Source organism: Oceanicaulis sp. HTCC2633 (genome assembly GCF_000152745.1).
Lineage (GTDB): Bacteria > Pseudomonadota > Alphaproteobacteria > Caulobacterales > Maricaulaceae > Oceanicaulis.
This window is the reverse complement of sequence record NZ_CH672428.1, coordinates 626563-644296: the sequence shown is the minus strand read 5'-3', so window position 1 is coordinate 644296 and position 17734 is coordinate 626563. Positions and strand designations below refer to the sequence as shown.

Below are 17734 nucleotides of genomic sequence, written 5' to 3'. Positions count from 1 at the left end.
CTGCGTCATACGCGCCGACCCATGTCTTCGCCGTCAATGCATGGGGTCAGGACAGGAAGACGAATTATCCTTACCAGACTCCCCTGATGCGTGCAATGCATCTATGTGAAGTTGTTCTAGAATGTCAGTCGGATGACCAGACGGGCGACATGTCGGACGAAGTCGTCACGGACATCCGCATCATACGCGAACGTGAAGGTGGAGTAGTTCGAGCCTGCGCTCAGGCCAAACCCCAGCAGGGCGCCGGAATTGGCCAGTTGTTCAGAGCGCAGGGTGAATGGATTGCCATCCTGGCCAAACTGGGCCGTGGTTTCGCCGCCGGAGCTGGAGAACTCGCCGCGGTAACCCACGCGCAGCGAGGGCGCCCACCAGGATTCATCCGTGCCGAACCGGCGAGCCAGCGTCAGCGTGCCCGAACCGAGCAGGGTGGAGGACTCGCGGTCGTCTACGATCAGCGCCAGATCCGAGATGGCGTCCGCATTCGTTCCGGATGTGGTTTCCGAATACCCGCTCTCAAACAGGGTCACATAGGTCAGGTCAGCTTCAGGACGCAGCACCCATTTGCCAAAGGCGATGTCCCGGCCCGCCTGGAAGCTGGCGGTCGCATGCCAGCCGCTCCAATCCGCACTGGTCAGGGCGGTGAAGTCGCCAATTCGGATTTCACGGTCTGTTTCGAAATAGTCGTAGCCGAGGCCGACATTGCCTGAGATGTCGAAGCCGCCGAGATTCAGGGCGGCGTAACCGCCAATCTGACCGGTCATGGACACCATGGGCTGGTCAAAACCATTGGTCTCCTCGATCTCGCTGGCGGCGCCCACGAGCTGGAGGCCGACGGCGTAGAAGGGGCCGACGGGACGGTCGAGTCCAACCGCCAGACCGACGCCCTGACCGCGATAGCCCGGGCCGAAGGCGGTGCTGGACCGGTCGGCGTAATAGCCGAACTCCTGGATCCAGACGCCGGCCAGATCATCGGGAGCCAGACGGGCATTGCGCAGACGGCCCTGAAGGGCGCCTGCGGCGGCGTCGTTGGACGCCAGGGCGAACTGGATCGCGCTGGCGGCGTATTCCGGCAGCAGCTGGTCATAGGCGCCGTAGAATTCCTCGGCGGTGCGCAGTCCGGCGAAGGCGGCGCCCAGGGATTCAATGGTCTCGAACGCGGCCAGCGCTTCGTCATAGGCCGCAGCCTGATTGACGTGCATGCCCAGCTCGTCCGCCGTCTTCAGCTCGAGCGTGAGAAGGATCTTGTTTTCGTCCTCGCTCGAGCGCGCCAGCGTGGCGTTATACAGATAGGGCGACTCGGTGGTGGTCAGGGTGCCCGCTTCATCTGCAATGCTCAGCGTGCCGGCCGTAATGATCTCGAAGGTTCCGCCAGCGCCGATCACATCGCCCAGACCGACCGAAAGTGAGGATCCTTCCTCGAAGGTCACGTCGCCGGACGCGTTCAGGAAGGCGTTTGTGCGATCCTGGGCGTCAATGACGACTTCCAGCACCCCGCCATTGCGGAAAATCGCGTCCCGAAGGGCCAGTGCGTCCGTTCCCGTCAAACCGATCTCGCCATTGGTCACATCTAGCACGAGATGGCCGTCCGCATCGCTGACGGCGCCGTTCAGCGAGCCGTTATTGATGACAAGAACGTCAGCGCCCAGGCCGAACGAGATGTCGCCAGTGATGGAGCCCGCGTTGATCTCGACGCGATCATCCCCGTCGCCAAGTAGGATGTCGCCGGTGATGGAGGGCGTTGAGATCGGTTCGCCCTCATCGTCATAGGCCTGCTCCTGAATGATCGCGAGGCCGCCGTCATTGTTGCGGGCGTCGATCGCCAGGATCTCCATGTCATCGCGCGAAAAGCCGTCTTCAAGACCGCCGGCGACGGCGCTGATGATCCCGGAGTTGCGGATTTCATCGAGTGAATCGTCGTTGGAGCGGATCGCAATTGCGCTTTGGCCGCCGCCAGTGATGGTGGCGTTGATATTGCCGGCCTCGTTGAGGATGCGGCGAATCTGTGAGTTCTCGTCCAGATCAAGCGCGATGGCGCGTCCTGCGCCATAGGCGTCGTCTGCGAATCCGTCCTCTTCATGGCCGAGCACGGCGGCGGCGCGCAGAACACCGGAGTTCAGGATCGTGTCGGCCTGAGCGCCCGCGCCGAAATGCATGGCGCGCGCAGTGCCGTCATAGGCGGTGGCGGTGACCGTGCGGGTGTTCATGACCCCGCCGGCGCCCAGTATCACCGAGCGCAGCACGCCATTGTCGTCACGTCCGACGACCAGGAACGCCGTGGCGTCCTTGCCGTCAAACACAGCGTTGTTGGCGATGGTGCCCTCGTTGACGACCGCATAACCCAGCTGATCGCCCTCATCATCGTCATCGGTGCGATTGGTGGTGTAATCATCGGGCAGGGAGACCTCGCCGATCACCTGATCGCCCGTGCCGTCCTCGTCAGGGCGCAGTTCCAGCGCAGCGCCGCCGCCCGTATAGGCTTGGATGGTGCCGCTGGTGGAGATGAAGACGCCGTCGGCGACAGACCCCGCCACCAGAAAGGCCGAACCCGAATCAAGATTGTCCGCCACATCGCCGCGCGCAGCCGCTTCCTCTTCATTCTCGAAGAGAACCATGAGATTTTCACGATAGCGGGTTGTGGTGCGATAGCCGTGCGCGGAAACCGTCCCGTTGGCGCGAACGCCGCCGCCCACATCGCCCTCCACCACAACGGCATTGCCGCCCGGTGAGACCGTGTTCACGGAAATGATTTCCACATTGCCGGACACATCATCCTCGAGGGAGATGCCGCGGCTGTTCTCGCCGGTCACGGTGACCGATCCATCCGAGAAGAAATCGCCGTCGATCGCGGTCACGGCGCGCACGCCGAAACTGTTCTGGCCTTGGACGACAATGGCGCCGGTGCTGGTGATGGCGACATCGCCCGTCACCGCATCCTGGCCGGCCACCGGATTGTAATCGCCGTCCACGGCGCCGATCAGCAGGCCGGTCTTGTTCTGGTCCTGAGCAAAAGCGCCGTCCGCCTCGCCGTCCGGATCGTCGACCTCGCCGTCATTGTCGGCATCCACGAGATCGTCCGTGCCCAGGTCCGCCGGATCGTCGCTGTCATCCAGCACGATGCGGCCGCCATGAGAGATATCGCCTTCGACGCCGGGATCGACCTGAATGCCCACCGCGCCATCCACGCTGACAGGATCGCCGTCGCCATCGCGGTCATTGATGCGGATGATCGACCCGTTCTGAGTGGTCAGATCGTTGTTCGAATTGACGTGTACGGCAGGGCCCGGAACCCCGATCAGGGTGACGCGGCCGTTTGATCCGATGACGATATTGTCGGCATTGCCTGCGCCATCCGCATCGGCGGTCTCGACCGGCTCGGTGCGTTCGTCATTGATCTCCTCATCCGCCCAGGCAGGCGTGGCGATCAGTGCGGACAGGGAAACGGCGGCGAGAAGGCTGCGGCGCATGCGTCGGTCTCCGGTCGGGCGCAAGTTCACAAGAGGTGAACCATACGTGCGTAGGAGAGTCTTTCTAGCCCATGGTTTTGCGCGCGTCGACCATCGCTCGACCCTGCGCCGCAGCCAATTTCGCTTTGTGCAGAAGAGGCTGAAATGAAAACGGCCGCCCCGGAGCAATCCGGAGCGGCCGCAGACGTCCTGACAGGAAGGAGAACTACACCTTGTAGTACAGCTCGAATTCCACCGGGTGCGGGTGGTGTTCGATCCGGGACACTTCTTCCATCTTCAGATCGATATAGGCGTCGATCTGGTCATCATCCATCACGCCGCCCTTCTTGAGGAAGTCACGGTCGGCGTCGAGAGATTCGAGCGCCTGGCGCAGGGACGAGCAGACCGTCGGGATGTCCTTGAGCTCTTCAGCCGGCAGGTCATAGAGATCCTTGTCCATCGCGTCGCCGGGATGAATCTGGTTCTCGATGCCGTCCAGGCCCGCCATCAGAAGCGCGGCGAAAGTCAGGTACGGGTTGCCGGCCGGATCGGGGAAGCGCGTCTCGATACGCTTGCCCTTGGCGGACGGCACGTGCGGGATACGGATCGACGCCGAGCGGTTGCGGGCCGAATAGGCCAGCAGGACCGGGGCTTCGAAGCCCGGGACCAGGCGCTTGTAGGAGTTGGTGGACGCGTTGGCGAAGGCGTTGATCGCGCGCGCATGCTTGATGATGCCGCCGATGTAATACAGGCAGGTGTCGGACAGGCCGGCATACTTGTCGCCGGCGAACAGCGGATTGCCGTCCTTCCAGATCGACTGGTGCACGTGCATGCCCGAACCGTTGTCGGCATAGACCGGTTTCGGCATGAAGGTCGCGGTCTTGCCATAGGCGGCGGCGACGTTGTGCACGATGTATTTGTAGGTCTGCATGCGGTCGGCCATCTCGGTGAGCGTGGAGAATTTCATCCCCAGCTCGTGTTGGGACGGCGCCACTTCGTGGTGATGTTTCTCGGGCTGCAGGCCGAGCTCTTTCATCACGGACAGCATTTCAGACCGCATGTCCTGAAGCGAATCGATCGGCGGCACAGGGAAATAGCCGCCTTTCGGGCCCGGACGGTGGGCGAGGTTGCCGCCTTCCATCTTCGTGCCGGAATTATAGGGGCCTTCCTCGGAGTCGAGCGCATAGAAGGTGTTGTTCTGGGCGGTCGACCAGCGCACATCGTCAAAAATGAAGAATTCGGCTTCCGGACCGAAGAACGCCTTGTCGCCAATGCCGGAGGCGGCGAGGAAGTTCTCGGCCTTCTTGGCCGTGGTGCGCGGATCGCGGTTATAGGCTTCGCCACTGTCTGGTTCGAGAATATCGCAAACGATCGAAAGCGTGGTCTGCTGGAAGAAGGGGTCGATGGCTGCGGTCTTCACGTCCGGCATCAGAACCATGTCGGACTCGTTGATGGCCTTCCAGCCAGCGATCGAGGATCCGTCGAACATGGAGCCTTCTTCGAAGAAATCTTCGTCGACCATATCAACGTCAAAGGTGACGTGTTGCAGCTTGCCGCGCGGGTCGGTGAAACGCAGATCGACGAACTCGACGTCTTCGTCCTTGATTTGTTTGAGGATCTTGTCAGCAGACATGGCAGGGTCCTTAATTGCTGGCTGTGGGTGCTGGCGGGCGATTGAAAGAGTGTGGATCAGATGGCGTCGTCATCCGTTTCGCCGGTGCGGATGCGGATGGCGCCTTCGACCGGGAGAATGAAGATCTTGCCGTCGCCGATCCGCCCGGTCTGGGCGGCGGTCTGAATGGCTTCCACGGCGGCCTCGACGCGGTTGTCCGGGATCACTAGCTCGATTTTGATCTTGGGCAGGAAGTCGACAACGTATTCCGCGCCGCGATAGAGCTCGGTATGACCTTTCTGGCGGCCAAACCCCTTGGCTTCAGTGACAGTCAGACCTTGAAGACCGATCTCCTGCAGGGCTTCCTTCACGTCGTCCAGTTTGAACGGCTTGATGATCGCTTCGATTTTTTTCATTCGGGGCCTCCGCTCACAACTGGCACGCTAAGGATCGCTTTGGGCCTCGCAAGTGATGGTTACGTCGCACGGATGTTGAAATTTACCGATGCTGCATTTGTGAGCGCTAATGCTCGAAAGTGGGGCGATGCCTGAGGGTGATGTGAAATGTCAGACCAGCCGCACGCCATACTAACGGTTTCTGCAATGAGCGCAGCGGATAGCTTCGCCATTGAACAAGGAGTGGACGGACGCCGTCTCATGCAAAGCGCCGGGACGGGTGTGGCCCGGGCGATCATGTCCCGCTGGGCCCCTAGATCGGCGGCCGTGTTGTGCGGACCTGGCAATAATGGCGGTGACGGCTGGGTTGTCGGCGAGCAGCTGCGCCAGGCCGGTTGGGCTGTGACGATCTATTCGGCAGTGGACCGTCAGAACCTGACTGGAGACGCCGCAACGTGCGCGCAAGAGTGGACTGGTGACATTCACGCCTTGTCCGACTGCCGCCTGAAAGACCATGCGCTCATCGTGGACGCGTTGTTTGGCGCCGGGCTGAACCGGCCGCTGGAGGGGGAACCGGCCCGTCTTTCAAGCGAAAGCCAGTCCTTTGACGGCGTCTGTGTTGCAGTCGATGTGCCGAGCGGATTGTCAGGCGATCTCGCGCCGCTTGACGGACCCTGCTTCCGGGCGGATCTGAGCGTCACCTTTCATCGGCTCAAGCCGGCCCATTTGCTGTCTCCCGGCCGACAGGGATGCGGAGAGGTCGTTCTGTGCGATATCGGCATTCCGGATGGCTGGAGCGAGACGGCTCATCCCTGCGCCATGCTCAATCATCCTGATCTGTGGGAACTTCCAGGCGCCGATGTTGAAACCGACGCGCACAAGCACTCGCGCGGAAGGTTGTGTGTGCTTGCGGGAGGATATGGCGCCACAGGGGCGTCGCGTCTGGCGGCGCGGGCCGGTCAGATTGGTGGAGCCGGGTTTGTCACGCTTCTGTCCGGACAGGGGGCGCTGAATGAAATCGCCTCCGCTTCCGACAGCCTTGTCGCGCGAGCCTATGACCATGACGCCGACTTTGGAGAGGTGCTCGCAGACCATCGCGCCAGCGCGGCAGTTCTCGGGCCCGGAGCGGGGCCGGATGAGCGTCTGAAACAACGCGTGCTGTCAGCGTGCCGCTCGCAGATTCCGCTGGTTCTGGATGCGGACGCCCTGAGCGTGTTTCGGGATGAACCTGACCGTCTGTTCGAAGCGCTTCACGACACATGCGTGCTGACGCCTCATGGAGGAGAATTCGAGCGACTGTTTCCCGATCTCACGGAAAAGACCGGTGATGGCAACAAGATAGAGCGCACTCGTCTGGCGGCCCGCCGATGTGGCGCCGTCGTGGTCTTCAAGGGGGCAGATACCGTGATTGCCGCTCCCGGAGGTGATGTCAGGGTCAATGTCCACGCCAGCCCGCGTCTGGCGACAGCAGGTACAGGCGATGTGCTGGCGGGTCTGATCGGCGCGTTTCTGGCGCAGGGGCAAGGCGTCTATGACGCGGCGTCAGCGGCGGTTTACTGCCATGGTGACGCCGGGCGTCGACTGGGCATGGGCGGGAGTGTGGAGACGGTCCTCTCCTGCTTGCCTCAAGCACTTGCGCACGTCGGCGGCTTGCAAGGACGCAAGGCGGCCCTGCAGCGTTTGATGCGTGCGCCGGTGTAGCAAGCGGCTGCGCAGACGCGTATAGCTCACATGAGTTTCCACCAGACCAGTTAGATTCATCATCGCCATGTCCGACAACGAAAAGCTTTCCTCGACCGACGCCGACGCGCTGGAATTTCACCGCGCGAGCCCGCCGGGCAAGGTGGCGATGATCCCGACAAAGCCGATGGCGACCCAGCGCGATCTGGCGCTGGCCTATTCGCCCGGCGTGGCCGCACCCGTGCGCGCGATCGCCGAAAATCCTGACGCGGTCTATGACTACACGTCCAAGGGCAACACTGTCGCCGTGGTGTCCAATGGCACCGCGATCCTGGGCCTGGGCAATCTGGGGGCCGCCGCCTCAAAGCCGGTGATGGAAGGCAAGGCCGTGCTGTTCAAGCGCTTTGCCGACATTGACGGTTTCGATCTCGAGATCAATTACACGGACCCCGACAAATTCGTCGATTGCGTCGCCGGGTTCGGCGACAGCTTTGGCGGGATCAATCTCGAGGACATCAAGAGCCCGGAATGCTTCGAGATCGAGGCGCGCCTGCGCGAAAAGCTCGATATTCCTGTGTTTCATGATGACCAGCACGGCACGGCCATTATTGCTGCAGCTGGCCTGATCAACGCCTGTCATCTGACCGACCGCAAGTTTGAAGACGTCAAGCTGGTGCTGTGCGGCGCGGGCGCGGCCGGCCTCTCGGTGCTGGAGCTGGTGAAATCGCTCGGCGTCAGGCACGACAATGTCACGGTGGTGGATGTGAATGGCGTTGTGCATACCGGTCGCAACGACCTGCATGACCGCCTGGCCCAGCATGCGCGCGAGACCGATCTGCGCACGCTGAAAGAGGCCATGGTGGACGCAGACGTCTTCCTGGGCCTGTCCGCAGGCGGCATCGTCTCGCAGGACATGGTGAAATCCATGGCGGCGGACCCGATCATTTTCGCCATGGCGAATCCAACGCCCGAAATCATGCCCGACGAGGTCCGGGCGGCGCGTTCTGATGCGATAATCGCGACAGGCCGTTCGGATTTTCCCAATCAGGTCAATAATGTGCTGGGATTTCCCTATATCTTCCGCGGGGCGCTTGATGTGCGCGCGCGGACGATCAACGAGGAAATGAAGCTGGCCGCGGCTCGCGCCCTTGCCGATCTGGCGCGTCAGGACGTGCCGGACGAGGTCTCCACAGCCAACAAATCGGATGGCGGTCTGCGGTTCGGCCGGGACTACATCATCCCGTCTCCCTTCGATCCGCGCCTGATCAGTTTCGTTCCGCCCTATGTGGCGCGCGCTGCGATCGAGACGGGCGTGGCGCGCATCCCGATCGAGGATGAGGAGAAATATCGTCAGTCGCTGGCGCGTCGCCTCGATCCGACCGCTGCGCTCCAGCAGCGCGTTACACAGTCCATTTCCGGCTCCGACAAGCGCATCGTCTTCGCGGAAGGCGAGGAGCCGTCCGTCATCCGCGCCGCCTTCGCCTTCCAGTCCCAGGGTTTGGGGCAGGCTGTGCTGGTAGCGCGCGAAGAAGTGGCCAAGGCGAACATGCGCTCTCTCGGACTGCCGGATGACGTGCTGGAGATCCAGAATGCGCGTCTGTCGGACCGCAACGCCGATTACGCGGACTGGCTGTACAAGCGTCTCCAGCGTCGCGGCTACCTGCGTCGCGACGTGCAGCGTCTGGTGAACAATGACCGGAACGTGTTCTCCGCCTGCATGCTCAAGTTCGAGGACGCCGACGGCATGGTGACGGGGGTAACGCGTCACTTCACCAATACGATGAGCGATATCCGTCTGGTGCTCGACCCCGCGCCGGGCGGGCGGGTGATCGGCCTGACCGTGGCGCTGGCGCGCGGCAAGATGCTGATGATCGCCGACACCAACGTGACGGAATTCCCCGACTCCGAAGGTCTGGCCGAGATCGCGGTGGGCGCAGCCCATGCCGCGCGCCGTCTGGGCCTCGATCCGCGCGTGGCCTTCATGAGCTATTCCACCTTCGGCAATCCGCCGGGCGAGCGGACCACGAAAGTCCAGAGCGCGGTCGCGCGTCTTGATCAGCTGGATCTTGATTTCGAGTATGAGGGCGAAATGGCGGTCGATATCGCGCTCGATCCCAATCATCGCGAACGCTATCCGTTCTCGCGCCTGTCGGACGCGGCCAATGTGCTGGTGATGCCTGCGGTGCACTCGGCCTCGATCGCGGCGCGGCTTCTGAAATCCGCGGGCGGCGCCACGGTGATCGAAGGCCTGCTGATCGGGCTCGAGAAATCCGTGCAGGTGGCGCGTGTCGGCTCCAATGTGTCCGACATCGTCAATCTGGCCGGACTTGCCGCCTACGATCTCAACCACACGCCCTGAGTGGGCCTGGATCGGGGTCCTGAACAGACCTTTTCCATTTCGGGCATGGAACAGCGCCATGGGGTGTCCTACCTATGGCGCTGTTTGATTTTCTGACTTTTAGAAAGCCTTCCCATGGCCTCCACCCGCGCCTCGAACGATCTGACTCAGGGATCGGTCTTCCGTCACATCATCCGTCTGGTCGCCCCGATGAGCTTTGGCATTCTGGCCATGATGCTGGTCGGCGTGATCGACGCGTATTGGGTAGGACGGCTGGGCACGGACCAGCAGGCGGCGGTGCAGTTCGTGTTTCCGGTCTCCATGCTGGTGATGAGCATATCGATCGGCCTGGGCGCCGGCGCCGTGTCGGTGGTGGCGCGTGCGGCCGGGCGCGGGGACGGCGAATCCACCAAACGCGTGGCGACGGATGCGTTGAGCCTGTCCTTCATCATGGTGCTGCTGGTCAGCGTGATCGGCATTCCGCTGATCGATCCGGTCTTTCGAGCCATGGGTGCGACCGACCAGATGATGCCCTATGTGCGGGAGTACATGACGATCTGGTTCGCCGGCGCGGTCTTCATGGTGGGCCCGATGGTGGCGAGCAACCTGCTGCGCGCCATGGGCGACGCCATCGTGCCCAGCGTGATCATGATCATCGCCGCCGTCATCAACATGATCCTCGACCCGATCCTGATCTTCGGTCTCGGCCCCATCCCGGCGATGGAGGTGACGGGCGCGGCGCTGGCGACCCTGATCGCCAACATGGCGGTCTTCATGATTGCGCTCGGCGTTCTGGTCTTCCGCGAGAAGATGCTCGACTTCAGCTGGCCGGGCTTTGACACCCTGTTCTGGAACTGGCGCGAGATCGCGCGCATCGGCGCGCCGGCGTCAGGCTCGAACATGATCGGCCCCCTGGCCAATACGATGGTGTTCGCCGCAATGGCGCCGTTTGGCGAGCCTGCAGTGGCGGGCCTCGGCGTGGGCATGCGGGTCGAGGCGCTGGCTTTGATTCCACTGTTCGCGCTCTCGGGCTCCATTGGCCCCATCACCGGGCAGAATGGCGGGGCCGGACTGGATCACCGGGTGCGCGAAGCGTTCGTCAAATCCTTCCTCTTCTGCGCCGGCTGGGGATTTGCGATGGCGGTCATGCTTTTCGTGCTGGGGCGGTTCCTGGCCCCGGTCTTCCTGCCATCGGCTGAAGGACAGGCTGTCGCGAGCACCTACTGGGCGATCGCGCCGTTCGCCATGGGCGGGTATGGAGTGGCGATGGCGGCGGCGGCGGGATTCAACGGTCTCGGTCGCCCGCTGATCGGAGTGGCGTGCAATGCCTTCCGCGGAGTCGCCCTGATCATTCCGCTGGCCTGGCTGGGCAATTATCTGGGCGGCGCCAACGGCGTGATCTGGGGCCTGTTCGCCGCAAACCTGATTGCTGGCGTCGTGATCGCCTTCCTGGTGCTGAAATTCGCGCCCCTGACCGCCAAGGAAGGCGGCAAGCGATAGACCCGGATCAGGCGCTCACATCCAGCGCGACAGGCGCAGACCGCTCACCGCGTTCAATCAGCTTGATCTCAAGCCTCACCGCGATCAGCTCATCCTGAACGTCACGCTTGTACGCGGTGACATCCTCATCGAGGGCCTCGAGATCTTCGTCAAGCGCTTCAAAGGCCTTATCCCGCGACCGGTCCCGGGACAGGAAAGCGGACTGGATTTTCGAAGTCTCGAACAATTCCTTGATCTTGCGCTTCAATCCGTCGACAGACCGGACGAATTCCTCATCGCCCATCAGCACGCCCAGTCGGGCCTCAAGCTCTTCAACGGACATGTCAGACGAGTCAGGACGTGGCCCTTGGCCTGGCGAGTGGGCCGGACTTGCGGCCGGCTCGCCGAACACAGGGGCGTCATCAGTCTCTGCCCCCGTTTCCGCTGCGTTTGCATCAGGCTCAGAGCCAGGGGCGCCTGTAGATCGAGAAGGCGCGGCGCTCGCGGTCATGGCGATGAGGCCTGCCCCGCCTATCGACGTCATATCTCCGCCGGCCTCCTTGTAGGCCTTGAGCGCGGTCTGAAGTTCCTTGACGAGATGGCGAAGCGCTTTCGCCATTTCCTTGGGGTTCTGCGCGTAGAGTTCCTTGATGATCTTGAGCTGTTCGCGGACAGCTTCCACACGGTCTCGCGCCCGGTTCCGGGCGGCCTGCTTATGCTCTTCAGGGGCGCGTTTCATGGCCTCTAACGCGTCGCTCAGCCGGTCCTGAACCTTGGTCGCGACTTTGGCGGGCGGAGCCCCTTCCGATGAAGATGCACGCTTTCCCGCGCCTCGCGCGAAAGCGTCGGCGTTGTAGAGCGATGAAACGTAGGAGGCGCTTACTGCGGCCATGAGGGCTCCATTCTGGAGCCGTCATGCTGCCGCAAAGGGCTTAAAAGTCTGCTATCGGCGCGCTAGCGGCGGATCAGCACCATGGCGAGCTCGGCCTTCGCATTCAGGCCGGGGTGCGGGTAGGGGCGAGCCTCGCCGTCAGGCCAGACCCACCGTGTGTCCGCAAACAGTTCACGCATGGCGTCCAGTCCGCAGCCATAGGGCGGACCGCCCATTTCGGCTTTCTGCATGAAAAGCGCGAGCAGTTTTCCGCCAGACTTCAGACTGGCATGCGCCATGGCCTCATAATCCTGCCGCCGTTTGGGGTGGATGGCGCACAGGAAAGTCTGTTCATAGAGCGCATCAAACCCGGTCTCGGGACGCCAGGCGAGCGCATCTGTCTCGATCGCTTCAGCCATCACGCCCAGAGTCTGGAACCGGGTCTTCTGCCAGGCGATGGCGGTCGGGGCGATATCGGTGGCCGTCACATCAAAGCCCCGGCTCGCCAGGAAGGCCGGTTCCTGACTGCGTCCGCAGCCGGGCGTCAGTATGGCCTGTCCGGGTTTGATCTCGCCGTTGCGGACCCAGTCTTGTGCTGCCGGATGGACGCCCTGACGCTCCCAGGGCGCGTCATCGGACTGAAACCGGGATTCCCAGTCAAAGCCGCTGCGGTCTTCGGAGCGGGGGGTGTCGGAAGAGGCCTGGGTCATGGTCGTCTCGCCTGTTGAACGCGCAGTCCATGATGGCGCATCAGGCATCTGCGTCCATGGCGCTTTGCACAGTGCATCCGACAGCGGGGTCAGCGGCTATGACAGATTGACCGCGGGTTGCGCCAGACGCTAACTCTGCGGCCTGTCTTGCCTGTGCGGGTGTGGCGGAATTGGTAGACGCGCTGGATTTAGGTTCCAGTGTCTTATGACGTGGAAGTTCGAGTCTTCTCACCCGCACCACTTCTTTCCTGTTCTCCCTCACTCGGTTCGGGCGATCCTCGCTTCGCTGCGGGCGTGCGGGCGCGCCTGTGTCCAGATATAATTCGGGCGCTGGAACGGGGAGGATTCCAGCGCCCGAATTCTGGCGTATGGCCTAGCGACGGGTGGCGATGATCCACACCGCGTGGATGATGCCGGGCACATAGCCGAACAGGGTCAGCAGAATGTTCAGCCAGAAGTGCAGGCCCAGACCGACCTGGAAGAACACGCCGAGCGGCGGCAGCAGGATGGCCAGGATGATGCGGAAAATGTCACCGCCGGTAGCGGTCGCTTGTTGCGTGCTCATAAGGGTCTCCTTCAATCAATAAATCAGGACGCCGAAGCGGCGCTCAGGAAGATCGCGGTGTCACGACCGGCCAGCGCGTTCAGCTGGGCGTCGTTGACGGTGGAGGCGATGGTCCAGCCTTGAGGTTGGGCGTAGTCAAACCGCACCGCATTCACGGGAAGGCGGCCTTCCAGGCGGTCAAAGGCGCTCCAGCCGCGGGATTCAAACCGTACAGCCAACACCGCTCCGCCTTCGCTGATCTCGATGTCGTCCACGGCGATGCGGGCAGACGTCTCACTGACGGAGATGGGACGCCCCATCAACGCCCTCAGTGAGCGTGCATTCTCATACTCTGACGCCCAGCTCAGACCGATCGGCTGATAGCCGGCGCCCTGGCTCAGCATCTGGAAGTCCGTGCGATCCAGATCCACGCGCAACGTCTCCTGACCCTCTGCGCCAGCCCGGTAGATCAGGTCCGCCGCAATTGCGGCGTCGCCGCTCATGAAGTTCGGATTGTCCACGACAACAGCTTGCAGATTGCCGGTTTCATCCAGAAGCAGATCCTTGATCTGGACCTGGCTGTCCTTGAGCATCAGGCGCGAGGACAGAAGGGTGGACGCCAGATAGAACGGCTTGCCGCTGACGGTCTCCTGAACAAATTCGGGTTCAGTCGTCTGACTGGTCTGGGTGAAGGCGGCTGCCGATAGTCCAGCCAGCGCAACAACGGCGGTCAGGGTGATGGCGGTCTTCATCGGTCAGGCCTCCTTGAAAAGGGTCAGGGCTCCCGAACAAACGTTCCAGTCTCCCGGCGGTTCCCGTTTTCGTGGCGGGTCTGAACAGGAATCAGGCAAGACGAATCGCAAAAAGAACAAACCCCGCAGATGCTTATGCATTTGCGGGGTCGAGGGGTGCGGCAGACTCAAGCGTTGAAAATCAGCCTACCAGGCTTGTCGATAGGTAAGCCCGACAAAGCTTGATTCCGCTTCCCAGCTATTCTCACCGAAGCGGATTTCGCGTTCCTGTCGGATATAGCCCGCAGTCAGGGCGCCATGTTCGCTCAGGGACATGCCGATGCCAGCGAACCCGTCGGCCACGCCGACTTCGCCCGCGACACGGGTCAGGGCGCTGACGCCGCCGCCGCCAGGTCGCATGATCACAGTCTCCTGGTCATAGGAAACAATCAGGCTGAGACGACGGATGGAGCGGAAGGCGAGGGGGCTGGTCTCAAGCTCTAGGCCGATCCCCAGAGCCGACAGCTCGTCGCTGTCGTTCCGGCTTTCATTCTGCGCAGAAAGGGAGGGAACCAGCGAAGGGCTATCATCGCCGCCCAACGGGATGGACCAGCTGCTCTGGCTGGTGTCGCCGAACTCGGCATGGAGCTGATCGGTAAAGTTTCTCAGGACGAGCCGGGACTCAGGTTCAGGACCCGGATTTTGCAAGCCCGGAACAGTCGCAGTCTGCATTGTCAGCAATAAAGCGGTCGTAACGAACATGCAGTCCTCCAAAAATCAGCCTCAATTCAGAAACGCGCTGAAAGACAGGATGTTCCCGATATTTTGAGGCTGAAGTTCAGATGAACGCGCTATTGTCCGTTGCGCAGAGCCTTGATCAGCTCATCCTTGGTCATGTCGGACCGGCCTTCTATGCCGATTTCCTGGGCGCGCTCGTACAGCTCATCCTTGGTCCACTCCTCATATGGTTCGTGCGCACCGCCCTTTGCCGAGGCGTCAGTTTCATCGGACGCCTGGGCATTGGCGATACGGGCGGCCTTGGATTTGGAGGCCCCGTCCTCACGCAAGGCTTCATAGGTTTCGTCGTCCTTGACGGATGGGCCATGATCCTTGGTCATTGCTCGTCTCCTGTTTCAGAGGGCTCTGAGGGGGCGCGCGCGGGATCGACAACAGAGCCGTCTCCGCGCGCAACCATGAGAGTGCGGGTGGGATAGGCGAACTCGACGCCTTCTTCGGCGAACTTCCGGACGAGGGCGAGGTTCACGGCGTGGCGGACATCCATGTAAACGGCATACTCCATGCTCTGGGCATGACAGACGATCTCGAATTCAAGCGCGCTGTCGCCAAAACCGGCGAAATGAGCGCGCTCGAAACGGACCTGCTCGGTTTCATCGATGATGGTCTCGATCCAGTCCGGAATCTGCGCGAGCTTGTCAGCGCCTGTCTGATAGATCACGCCAATGCGGAACTGCCAGCGGCGTTCCTCCAGGCGCTGGTAATTGCGGATCGTCTCATCCAGCAGGTTGGTGTTGCGGATGATGACTTCCTCGCCTGAGAGCGAGCGCAGTCGCGTCGTCTTGAGGCCGATCTTGCTGACCGTGCCCAGAAAATCGCCAAATTCGATGAAGTCGTCTCGCTGGAAGGGCTTGTCGAAAAGGATCGACACGCCTGCGAAGAGATCGCTGAAAAGGCCCTGCGCCGCCAGGCCGATCGCGATGCCGCCCACGCCCAGGCCTGCGATCAGCGCAGTGATATCCACGCCGGCGTTATCCAGAACCAGCAGCAGGGCGGCCGACCAGATAAAGGTGCTGATCGCCCATTTGATGATCGCGATGCCGTTCCAGACGGCGCTGCGGGTGTCCGATCGTTTCAGGGCGCGTCGCTGGACAAGATCCACCAGAAGCCCGCGTATGATTGCGGCGATCTGGATGATCAGGATGAGCCCAAGGATATACCAGGTTGCATCAATGACCTGGGATGGCGCGCCGGTCGCCCCAAGACCGATCACCGCGCCGACGACCAGAAAGGTCATGGCGGACAAGCGATCCGCGGCGCCCAGGAAGACATACGCCAGACTGCTCTGTTCGGAGCGCTGCCGGATCAGGGAAACGCCCCATTTGATCAAGGTTGCGACGACCGCGACGCCAAGCGTGATCGCCAGGGCGAGCGTGACGGCCTGCGTGTCCTCAGCGATCCAGTCGATCAGGACCGAGACGGTGTTCCGACCTTGCTCGACCACGCTCTGGACATTCGCTTCCATCGCGTTGAGGGCTTCAGAGGCGGCGGCGTCTGGCGATTGGCTCATCGTTTCTCCTCACGCGAAAAAGCGGGCTCGAAGGCCCGCTTTTTCAGACGTCTGACAGCCTATTTCTCGGCGATGATCGAGTTGAGCATCCAGATGGCTTCCTCGTGCCAGCTCATGCGCTCGATCAGCATGTCGGCCGTGACGAAGTCTTTCTTGTCCTCACACCATTCGATGGCGCCGCGCATGGATTTGACGGCGGTCCGGTGGTCATCGATCAGCATTTTCACATGCTGTTCGGCCGTTTGCTCCAGGTCATAATCCTGAATGTCGGACAACTCGCCATATTTGCGATAAGAGGCCGGGGCCTTCTCGCCCAGGGCGCGGATGCGTTCGGCGATCTCGTCGATGGCGGCATAGAGGTTGCCGTAGTGCTCTTCAGTCAGCTTGTGCAGGCTGTAGAAGGTGGGGCCGACGACGTTCCAGTGAACGCCCTGGGTCTTGATGAAGAGCATGTAGCTGTCAGCCAGGACCTTGCCCAGCTCGCTCGCGATCTTGGAGCGGTCTTCAGGTTGAATGCCGGCTTTCTGATCAAATTGAGCGGTTTTGGAAGCAAGAGCGGCGCTGCTCATTATCAATCTCCATCATGTTGCGGGACCGATAAACGCGGACGGATGCGTTAAGGTTCCCGGAGAGGGAGAATAAAACTGCAGTCAGCGCCTGCCGCAATTTTGCAATAGCTTGCCAAGTGCTCCGGCGACCCTGAATGAGATAATGTATGCTTTATATATACGCGCGAAATTTTGAAATGATTTTGGAGTTTTCTGGAACCTGTTGAGGGTCGATGCGTTGATTGGGGGCCTGATTGATACACACGGAGCTAACCCATGCTGAGACTGGCCCTTGGATTTTTCGTCGTCGCCCTGATCGCAGCCCTGTTCGGGTTTGGCGGCATTGCAGCCGGCGCGGCCTCTATCGCGCAAGTGCTGTTCTTCGTTTTCCTGGTTCTGTTCGTGGTGTCGCTGCTGTTTGGCGCACTGCGTGGTCGGACGCCGCGAGCCTGACCCTGGACTGATCGCCACGGCTGCGGGGCGGACCCCCGCAGCCGCATCGCCATATAGACGTGAAGGAATTGAAATCATGAAAAAGTTTGTCCCCCTGTTCGCCGCTCCGTTCCTGCTGACGGCTGTCGCTTGTTCTGATGGTCCGGCGGAAAACGCAGGCGAAGACATGGATGAGGCGGTCGAGAATGTGACTGGCGAGGACCAGGACACCTTCGAGAACGCCGGCGAGGAAGTGGACGAAGCCGTGGATGAAGCTGAAGAGGCCACGGACGAACCGTCCCGCTAAGACAGACTTATCGCCCACTCACAGACTTCAGAAAAGGAGAGCAAAATGGCACGCGCCGCTGCTAAACCCGACATTACAACTGAAGAACTCAAAGCGGATCTGGATTCTCTGCGCGAGGACATGGACCAGCTGGTGGGTGATCTGTCTAAGATTGTCCAGCAGAGCGGAGAAAACGGCGTGAAGGCCGGCAAATCCGTGCTGGAGGATGGCATGGAAGCCGCCGAAGAGGCCCCGGACCAGCTTCGCGAACTTATTCGTGAAAACCCGCTGGGCGCTTGCGGCGCCGCCATCGGCGCCGGCTTTCTCGGCGCATTGCTGATGCGCCGCTAGGGAGCGCAT

Annotated in this window: 17 protein-coding genes and 1 tRNA gene; 7 read left to right on the top strand and 11 right to left on the bottom strand. The window is 61.7% G+C overall.

Going from position 1 to position 17734, the window contains the following annotated elements; translation table 11 throughout:
- Positions 1-116: 116 nt before the first annotated feature.
- The 3 genes from OA2633_RS03140 to OA2633_RS03130 form a co-directional block, all read right to left on the bottom strand.
- Positions 117-3464, bottom strand: a complete 3348-nt coding sequence (locus tag OA2633_RS03140; protein ID WP_009801033.1) for an autotransporter outer membrane beta-barrel domain-containing protein — start codon at positions 3462-3464, stop codon at positions 117-119.
- Between the two features lie 205 nt (positions 3465-3669).
- The gene (gene glnA, locus OA2633_RS03135; protein ID WP_009801032.1) at positions 3670-5076 is read right to left on the bottom strand and encodes a type I glutamate--ammonia ligase; all 1407 of its coding nucleotides are present in this window, start codon (positions 5074-5076) and stop codon (positions 3670-3672) included.
- 56 nt (positions 5077-5132) lie between these two features.
- Positions 5133-5471, bottom strand: coding sequence for a P-II family nitrogen regulator (locus tag OA2633_RS03130; RefSeq protein WP_009801031.1), 339 nt, complete (start codon positions 5469-5471; stop codon positions 5133-5135).
- 147 nt (positions 5472-5618) lie between these two features.
- On the opposite strand from OA2633_RS03130, the gene OA2633_RS03125 reads away from it, so the two are divergent.
- The 3 genes from OA2633_RS03125 to OA2633_RS03115 all read left to right on the top strand — a co-directional run bounded on the left by OA2633_RS03125 (position 5619) and on the right by OA2633_RS03115 (position 10968).
- Entirely contained in the window at positions 5619-7151 is a 1533-nt protein-coding gene (locus OA2633_RS03125; protein WP_083783178.1) for an NAD(P)H-hydrate dehydratase, read from the top strand.
- 67 nt (positions 7152-7218) lie between these two features.
- Positions 7219-9489, top strand: a complete 2271-nt coding sequence (locus OA2633_RS03120; RefSeq protein ID WP_009801029.1) for an NADP-dependent malic enzyme — start codon at positions 7219-7221, stop codon at positions 9487-9489.
- A 114-nt stretch (positions 9490-9603) separates the two neighbouring features.
- On the top strand, positions 9604-10968 hold the full coding sequence (locus OA2633_RS03115) for an MATE family efflux transporter (RefSeq protein WP_009801028.1): 1365 nt from the start codon (positions 9604-9606) through the stop codon (positions 10966-10968).
- A gap of 7 nt (positions 10969-10975) precedes the next feature.
- Here OA2633_RS03115 and OA2633_RS03110 read toward each other — a convergent pair whose 3' ends face one another.
- Both OA2633_RS03110 and OA2633_RS03105 read right to left on the bottom strand, forming a co-directional pair.
- Entirely contained in the window at positions 10976-11686 is a 711-nt protein-coding gene (locus OA2633_RS03110) for a hypothetical protein (protein WP_009801027.1), read from the bottom strand.
- Between the two features lie 215 nt (positions 11687-11901).
- Complete coding sequence (locus OA2633_RS03105; RefSeq protein ID WP_009801026.1) at positions 11902-12528, bottom strand: methyltransferase domain-containing protein; 627 nt, start codon at positions 12526-12528, stop codon at positions 11902-11904.
- A gap of 155 nt (positions 12529-12683) precedes the next feature.
- On the opposite strand from OA2633_RS03105, the gene OA2633_RS03100 reads away from it, so the two are divergent.
- Positions 12684-12768: transfer RNA gene (locus OA2633_RS03100), tRNA-Leu, on the top strand.
- A 133-nt stretch (positions 12769-12901) separates the two neighbouring features.
- On the opposite strand, the gene OA2633_RS03095 is transcribed toward OA2633_RS03100, so the two are convergent.
- The 6 genes from OA2633_RS03095 to OA2633_RS03070 form a co-directional block, all read right to left on the bottom strand.
- Complete coding sequence (locus tag OA2633_RS03095) at positions 12902-13093, bottom strand: YqaE/Pmp3 family membrane protein (RefSeq protein WP_009801025.1); 192 nt, start codon at positions 13091-13093, stop codon at positions 12902-12904.
- Positions 13094-13116: 23 nt separating this feature from the next.
- Positions 13117-13824 (bottom strand): hypothetical protein, encoded by a 708-nt coding sequence (locus OA2633_RS03090; RefSeq protein ID WP_009801024.1) that lies wholly within the window; start codon positions 13822-13824, stop codon positions 13117-13119.
- A 186-nt stretch (positions 13825-14010) separates the two neighbouring features.
- Positions 14011-14565 (bottom strand): hypothetical protein, encoded by a 555-nt coding sequence (locus OA2633_RS03085; protein WP_156776073.1) that lies wholly within the window; start codon positions 14563-14565, stop codon positions 14011-14013.
- Between the two features lie 89 nt (positions 14566-14654).
- The gene (locus OA2633_RS03080; protein WP_009801022.1) at positions 14655-14921 is read right to left on the bottom strand and encodes a Rho termination factor N-terminal domain-containing protein; all 267 of its coding nucleotides are present in this window, start codon (positions 14919-14921) and stop codon (positions 14655-14657) included.
- On the bottom strand, positions 14918-16108 hold the full coding sequence (locus OA2633_RS03075) for a mechanosensitive ion channel family protein (RefSeq protein WP_009801021.1): 1191 nt from the start codon (positions 16106-16108) through the stop codon (positions 14918-14920). Before OA2633_RS03075 ends, OA2633_RS03080 begins: the two co-directional genes overlap by 4 nt.
- 59 nt (positions 16109-16167) lie before the next feature.
- The gene (locus tag OA2633_RS03070) at positions 16168-16677 is read right to left on the bottom strand and encodes a Dps family protein (RefSeq protein WP_009801020.1); all 510 of its coding nucleotides are present in this window, start codon (positions 16675-16677) and stop codon (positions 16168-16170) included.
- A 255-nt stretch (positions 16678-16932) separates the two neighbouring features.
- Between OA2633_RS03070 and OA2633_RS15730 the strand changes: the two genes are divergently transcribed.
- The 3 genes from OA2633_RS15730 to OA2633_RS03055 all read left to right on the top strand — a co-directional run bounded on the left by OA2633_RS15730 (position 16933) and on the right by OA2633_RS03055 (position 17725).
- The gene (locus OA2633_RS15730; protein ID WP_009801019.1) at positions 16933-17109 is read left to right on the top strand and encodes a DUF1328 family protein; all 177 of its coding nucleotides are present in this window, start codon (positions 16933-16935) and stop codon (positions 17107-17109) included.
- A gap of 76 nt (positions 17110-17185) precedes the next feature.
- On the top strand, positions 17186-17395 hold the full coding sequence (locus OA2633_RS03060; RefSeq protein ID WP_009801018.1) for a hypothetical protein: 210 nt from the start codon (positions 17186-17188) through the stop codon (positions 17393-17395).
- Positions 17396-17440: 45 nt separating this feature from the next.
- The gene (locus tag OA2633_RS03055; RefSeq protein ID WP_009801017.1) at positions 17441-17725 is read left to right on the top strand and encodes a hypothetical protein; all 285 of its coding nucleotides are present in this window, start codon (positions 17441-17443) and stop codon (positions 17723-17725) included.
- Positions 17726-17734 lie beyond the last annotated feature (9 nt).

Excerpts from the sequence above, each read along its gene's own strand:
- OA2633_RS03140 (WP_009801033.1), bottom strand. The coding sequence starts at position 3,464 with ATGCGCCGCAGCCTTCTCGCCGCCGTTTCCCTGTCCGCACTGATCGCC.
- glnA (WP_009801032.1), bottom strand. The coding sequence starts at position 5,076 with ATGTCTGCTGACAAGATCCTCAAACAAATCAAGGACGAAGACGTCGAG.
- OA2633_RS03130 (WP_009801031.1), bottom strand. The coding sequence starts at position 5,471 with ATGAAAAAAATCGAAGCGATCATCAAGCCGTTCAAACTGGACGACGTG.
- OA2633_RS03125 (WP_083783178.1), top strand. The coding sequence starts at position 5,619 with ATGTCAGACCAGCCGCACGCCATACTAACGGTTTCTGCAATGAGCGCA.
- OA2633_RS03120 (WP_009801029.1), top strand. The coding sequence starts at position 7,219 with ATGTCCGACAACGAAAAGCTTTCCTCGACCGACGCCGACGCGCTGGAA.
- OA2633_RS03115 (WP_009801028.1), top strand. The coding sequence starts at position 9,604 with ATGGCCTCCACCCGCGCCTCGAACGATCTGACTCAGGGATCGGTCTTC.
- OA2633_RS03110 (WP_009801027.1), bottom strand. The coding sequence starts at position 11,686 with ATGAAACGCGCCCCTGAAGAGCATAAGCAGGCCGCCCGGAACCGGGCG.
- OA2633_RS03105 (WP_009801026.1), bottom strand. The coding sequence starts at position 12,528 with ATGACCCAGGCCTCTTCCGACACCCCCCGCTCCGAAGACCGCAGCGGC.
- OA2633_RS03095 (WP_009801025.1), bottom strand. The coding sequence starts at position 13,093 with ATGAGCACGCAACAAGCGACCGCTACCGGCGGTGACATTTTCCGCATC.
- OA2633_RS03090 (WP_009801024.1), bottom strand. The coding sequence starts at position 13,824 with ATGAAGACCGCCATCACCCTGACCGCCGTTGTTGCGCTGGCTGGACTA.
- OA2633_RS03085 (WP_156776073.1), bottom strand. The coding sequence starts at position 14,565 with ATGTTCGTTACGACCGCTTTATTGCTGACAATGCAGACTGCGACTGTT.
- OA2633_RS03080 (WP_009801022.1), bottom strand. The coding sequence starts at position 14,921 with ATGACCAAGGATCATGGCCCATCCGTCAAGGACGACGAAACCTATGAA.
- OA2633_RS03075 (WP_009801021.1), bottom strand. The coding sequence starts at position 16,108 with ATGAGCCAATCGCCAGACGCCGCCGCCTCTGAAGCCCTCAACGCGATG.
- OA2633_RS03070 (WP_009801020.1), bottom strand. The coding sequence starts at position 16,677 with ATGAGCAGCGCCGCTCTTGCTTCCAAAACCGCTCAATTTGATCAGAAA.
- OA2633_RS15730 (WP_009801019.1), top strand. The coding sequence starts at position 16,933 with ATGCTGAGACTGGCCCTTGGATTTTTCGTCGTCGCCCTGATCGCAGCC.
- OA2633_RS03060 (WP_009801018.1), top strand. The coding sequence starts at position 17,186 with ATGAAAAAGTTTGTCCCCCTGTTCGCCGCTCCGTTCCTGCTGACGGCT.
- OA2633_RS03055 (WP_009801017.1), top strand. The coding sequence starts at position 17,441 with ATGGCACGCGCCGCTGCTAAACCCGACATTACAACTGAAGAACTCAAA.